This is a genomic window from Nocardia sp. No.11, from assembly GCF_038752175.1.
In the GTDB taxonomy this organism is placed as follows: domain Bacteria; phylum Actinomycetota; class Actinomycetes; order Mycobacteriales; family Mycobacteriaceae; genus Nocardia; species Nocardia canadensis.
Genome location: NZ_JBCGFB010000216.1, coordinates 1 through 4,922, shown reverse-complemented (window position 1 = coordinate 4,922; position 4,922 = coordinate 1). Strand labels below are relative to the sequence as shown.

Annotated in this window: 3 protein-coding genes and 2 pseudogenes; 2 read left to right on the top strand and 3 right to left on the bottom strand. The window is 72.3% G+C overall.

Annotated elements, in window-relative coordinates; genetic code table 11:
• A pseudogene (locus tag V8688_RS31225) lies at positions 1-406 on the top strand (shikimate dehydrogenase); the annotation flags it as partial.
• Positions 407-463: 57 nt separating this feature from the next.
• The gene (locus tag V8688_RS31220; protein WP_218717162.1) at positions 464-910 is read left to right on the top strand and encodes a B-4DMT family transporter; all 447 of its coding nucleotides are present in this window, start codon (positions 464-466) and stop codon (positions 908-910) included.
• 49 nt (positions 911-959) lie between these two features.
• Here the strand turns inward: V8688_RS31220 and aroB are convergent, their stop codons facing one another.
• The 3 genes and pseudogenes from aroB to aroC form a co-directional block, all read right to left on the bottom strand.
• Entirely contained in the window at positions 960-2,075 is a 1,116-nt protein-coding gene (gene aroB, locus V8688_RS31215; protein WP_218717161.1) for a 3-dehydroquinate synthase, read from the bottom strand.
• A 594-nt stretch (positions 2,076-2,669) separates the two neighbouring features.
• Positions 2,670-3,335, bottom strand: a pseudogene (locus V8688_RS31210) (shikimate kinase); the annotation flags it as partial.
• A gap of 245 nt (positions 3,336-3,580) precedes the next feature.
• Positions 3,581-4,789: a chorismate synthase gene (aroC, locus tag V8688_RS31205; protein WP_342802311.1), complete on the bottom strand. Its 1,209-nt coding sequence runs from the start codon at positions 4,787-4,789 to the stop codon at positions 3,581-3,583.
• Positions 4,790-4,922 lie beyond the last annotated feature (133 nt).

The window sequence follows — 4,922 nt, the reverse complement described above, 5'->3', positions numbered from 1 at the left end:
ACTGGGCGCGGAATCGGTGACCGTGGTCGCACGCGACGCGGGCCGCGCGCGTGACGCGCTGGAACTCGCCGAACGTCTGGGCCTGGCCGTGTCGACGATCGGCTTCGAGGCCGACGCCCTCGCCGCCGTCTGCGCGACGGCGAGCGCGGTGGTCAGCACGATTCCCGCGACGGCGGCCGCCCCGGTCGCGGCCCAGGTCGCGGCGGCGCCGGTGGTGCTGGACGCGATCTACAACCCGTGGCCGACCCCGCTGGCCGAGGCGGTGGCCGCCGCCGGGCATACGGTCGTCAGCGGCCTGCAGATGCTGCTGAACCAGGCCTTCGGTCAGGTCGAGTTGTTCACCGGGCAGGCCGCGCCGCGCGCGGCGATGGCGGCCGCGCTCGACGAGGCCCTGCCCTCGGTCTGATCGCCTTATCGCCGGAATTGATACCTGTTCTAGTTTTTTCCGGTTAAGGTGTTGCACATGACCGCTTGGGTGTTACGAGCCACCGTCCTCGGCGCGCTGGTCGTCGGCTTACGGCTGCTGCTCGGCTTCGCGATGGCGTTCTGGCCGACCTACGGCATGATCTGGCGGGTCGCCTGCCTCGTCGTGATCGTCGGTGTCGTGGTCGTCTGGGGGATGCGCGACGGCCGGTCGGGCACCACCGACGATCTCACCGTGCGCTGGCTGGCCGCCGGGGCCGTGGCCGGTCTCGCCAGTGGCGCCGTGTGCCTGATCCTCGATCAGGTGCCCGGCGTCGAACTCGGCGACTCCGGCGCGCTGTTCGAACTGACCTCGGCGGCGTCGTTCATCATGCTGCTGATCTTCCTGCCCGGGCTCGCGGGGGTCGCCTTCGGTCGCCGCCGCGCGCGGCGCACCCCCGAATCCCCTTCTCCCACTACGCAACCGGAGTTCGCTCCGGCAGTCTGAGTCCGTTGGTACTGTGCCCGGCGAGCGCGCTCGCCGGGCACAGTGCCGTTCAGAGCAGGATCGGGCCGCCGGTGGACGCCTCGCGCGCGATCGCGGAGTAGGCCGCGGCCAGCAGCGACGGATCGGGACCCTCGAGCCGGCCCGGCTTGGCCAGCCCGTCGAGCACCACGAATCGCAGCACACCCGAACGGGTCTTCTTGTCGGTCTGCATCGCGTCCATCAGCTGCGGTAGCGCGTCACCGTCGTAGCTGACCGGCAGGCCGACGCTCTCCAGGATGGTGCGGTGCCGGTCGGCGGTGGCGTCGTCGAGGCGACCCGCCAGCCTGCCGAGCTCGGCCGCGAACACCAGGCCGACGGAGACAGCGGCACCGTGCCGCCAGCGGTAGCGCTCGCGACGCTCCACGGCGTGCCCCAGGGTGTGGCCGTAGTTCAGGATCTCGCGCAGGCTCGACTCCTTGAGGTCGGCCGCCACCACGTCGGCCTTGACCTGGATCGCGCGCCGGATCAGTTCCGGCAGCACGTCACCGGTGGGATCGAGCGCGGCCTCCGGGTCGGCCTCGATGAGGTCCAGGATCACCGGGTCGGCGATGAAACCGGCCTTGATGATCTCGGCCATGCCCGCCACGATCTCGTTGCGCGGCACCGTCTCCAGCGTGGCCAGGTCGACCAGCACGGCGCTCGGCTCGTGGAAGCTGCCGACGAGGTTCTTGCCCGCCTCGGTGTTGATGCCGGTCTTGCCGCCCACCGCGGCGTCGACCATCGCCAGCAGCGTGGTCGGCACGTGCACGATGCGTACGCCGCGCATCCAGGTGGCGGCGACGAAGCCGGCCAGGTCGGTGGCCGCGCCACCGCCGAGGCTCACGATGGCGTCGTTGCGGGTCAGCCCGATCCGGCCGAGCACCTCCCAGCAGAACCCGGCCACGGCCAGATCCTTGCCGTCCTCGGCATCCGGGATCTCGATGCGGTGCGCGTCGATCCCGGTGTCGGCCAACGCTTTCCGGACCACCTCGGCGGTCTCGGCCAGCGGCGGCTGATGGAAGATCGCCACGGTCCGCACGGCGTTGCCCGCGGTGACCGCCTCGACGAGATCGCCGAGCAGCCCGCGTCCGATGATCACCGGGTACGGGTCGGCGGTGCGGACCTGGATGGTGGTCGGCTCTGTCACGTGCGCTGCTCCGATTCTTTCTGGTCGTTGGTCTTGCGTCGGCCGCCGCGTCGCCGCGGCCGGTTGCGCCGTGTGCGCTCGCCCTGAGCGGTCGAGCGGTCCGCGTCGCCGGTCTGGCCCGATCCGGAACGCTGTCCGGTCGGCACGGGGGTGCCCGCGCGCTGACCTGCCGGGCGATCCGGTGACGCCGCGGATTGCGTTGCCTGGTCGCCGCCGGTGGCGCGCGTCGCCGTCTTGCCGTCGGCGTCGCGATTCGTGCCCGCGGCCGAGCGGATGCGGACCCCGCCGCGACGGGACCTGGTACGCCGGGAGCGTCGAGTGCCGGTCGTGCGGGCTTCGCCCTGCGCTGTGCCCGAGTCACCGCTCGACGCGGCGTCGGCGGATCGGGTTGCCGCCGAAGCGGNTGCCGTCGGCGTCGCGATTCGTGCCCGCGGCCGAGCGGATGCGGACCCCGCCGCGACGGGACCTGGTACGCCGGGAGCGTCGAGTGCCGGTCGTGCGGGCTTCGCCCTGCGCTGTGCCCGAGTCACCGCTCGACGCGGCGTCGGCGGATCGGGTTGCCGCCGAAGCGGTCCGGTCGATCGTGGCCTGCTCGTTCGCCCGGCGCGCGGCCGCGGCGCGTGCCCTGGCGCGGCGACGCGCCCGCGACCGGTTGCTGCCGATTCCGGGCCTGCTGGTGGCCGAACCCGAAGCGGCGGTACCGGATCCGCCGGCGCGCTCGGCGTCGAGATCGGTACGCACCGATTCCAAGCCCAGCTTGGTGAGGATCATCCGCACGACCCGGCCGGGGCTGCGCCCGTCGGTTCGCACGCGCACGGTGGCGACCTCGCGGTAGAGCGGGCGCCGGATCCGCATCAGCTCCCGGTACTTGGCACCGGGATCGGTGCCGTTGAGCAGCGGGCGGGCATTGCTCGAGCCGGTGCGCCGAAGTCCTTCGGCCACACTGATTTCCAGGTAGACCACGGTCGCGGTGCGCAACGCCGCGCGGGTCCGTGCCGACAGCACCGACCCGCCGCCGAGCGACACGACACCCTCGTGTTCGAGCACGGCACGCCGCACCACCAGCTCCTCGATCCGCCGGAACTCCGGTTCACCGTCGTTGGCGAAGATCTCCGGAATGGAGCGGCCGGTTTCGGCCTCGATTCCGGCGTCGGTGTCGTAGAGCTCGACCCCGAGCTCCCTGGCGAGCTTGCGTCCGATGGTCGACTTCCCCGACCCCGGCGGCCCGACCAGCACCACCCGGGCACGGGGTACGGTCACCGCCTCGGTATCGGCGCTCGCGTCGGCGTCGCCGGTCGCGTCGGTGGCACTGCTCGCGGCGGCCTCAGCGATCGCAACGGTGGCACTGCGGTCACCGGTCGAGTCGGCGGCGCGGGTGCTGGTCGCGTCGACGGTGCCGACCGCGTCAGCGGAGCCGACGGCTCGGTCGGCCTGCCCGCCGGTGTCGACAGTCGATGGGGGACCCGCGTCGTTGTCCTCCGCGGCCCCCTCCTGTCCCGGCCCGGTCACGGCGTACGGCTGTCCGCGGGCACGTGCGGGCGGTTGCCGATCCGCTCGAGGTAGCCGGTGATGTTGGCGAGGGTCTCGGTCAGCGAGTCGCCGCCGAACTTCTCCAGCGCGGCCTGCGCCACCACGAGCGCGACCATCGATTCCGCGACCACACCGGCCGCGGGCACCGCGCACACATCCGAGCGCTGGTGGATCGCGACGGCTTCCTCGCCGGTGGACATGTCGACGGTCGACAGCGCGCGCGGCACGGTCGAGATCGGCTTCATGGCGGCGCGCACCCGCAGTGCCTCACCGTTGGTCATGCCGCCTTCCAGACCGCCCGCGCGGTTGGTCGAGCGCAGCACACCATCGGGCCCGGGACGCATCTCGTCGTGGGCCTGGCTGCCACGCCTGCGCGCGGTCTCGAAACCGTCGCCCACCTCGACACCCTTGATCGCCTGGATGCCCATGAGAGCGGCGGCCAGCCGGGAATCGAGCCGCTGCTCGCCGCTGATGAACGAGCCGAGCCCGATCGGCAGACCGGAGACGATCACCTCGACGACACCACCGAGGGTGTCGCCGTCCTTCTTGGCGGCCTCGATCTCGGCGATCATCGCCGCCTCGGCGTCGGCATCGAACGCGCGCACCGGGCTGGCGTCGATGGCGTCGAGATCGTGCGGGCCGGGGATGACGCCGGTGGTGTTGGCCGCGGTGCCGATCGACACCACGTGCGAGATCACCTCGACGCCGAAGGCCTGATGCAGGAAGTTGCGGGCGACCGTGCCGGCCGCGACGCGGGCCGCGGTCTCGCGGGCGCTGGCCCGCTCGAGCACCGGACGAGCGTCGTCGAAGTCGTACTTGAGCATGCCGGAGTAGTCGGCGTGACCGGGGCGCGGACGGGTCAGCGGCGCGTTGCGCGCCATCCCGGCGAGCGCGTCCGCGTCGACCGGGTCGGCCGACATCACCTCGGTCCACTTGGGCCACTCGGAGTTGGCGACCTCGATCGCGACCGGACCACCCATGGTCCGGCCGTGGCGCACGCCACCGACCAGGGTGACCTTGTCGGCCTCGAACTTCATCCGGGCGCCGCGCCCGTAACCGAGCCGACGGCGCGCGAGCTGTGCGGAGACATCGTCCGATGTCACCTCGACTCCGGCGACCATCCCTTCCAGGAGGGCGACGAGAGCGGGACCATGGGATTCTCCGGCAGTTATCCAGCGCAACACGCCGACCATCTTCCCATGTCGACACGCGTGGTCGGGAACGTGGGCCGACGTGACGAGCGGCACGTCGCCGCCGCGCCGGGCCGCGCGGTGGCGGCCACCGCCTGGATGGCGCAGCGTCGAGGCGGTGGCCACC

Coding starts and splice junctions, on each gene's coding strand:
- V8688_RS31220 (WP_218717162.1), top strand. CDS start 464: ATGACCGCTTGGGTGTTACGAGCCACCGTCCTCGGCGCGCTGGTCGTC.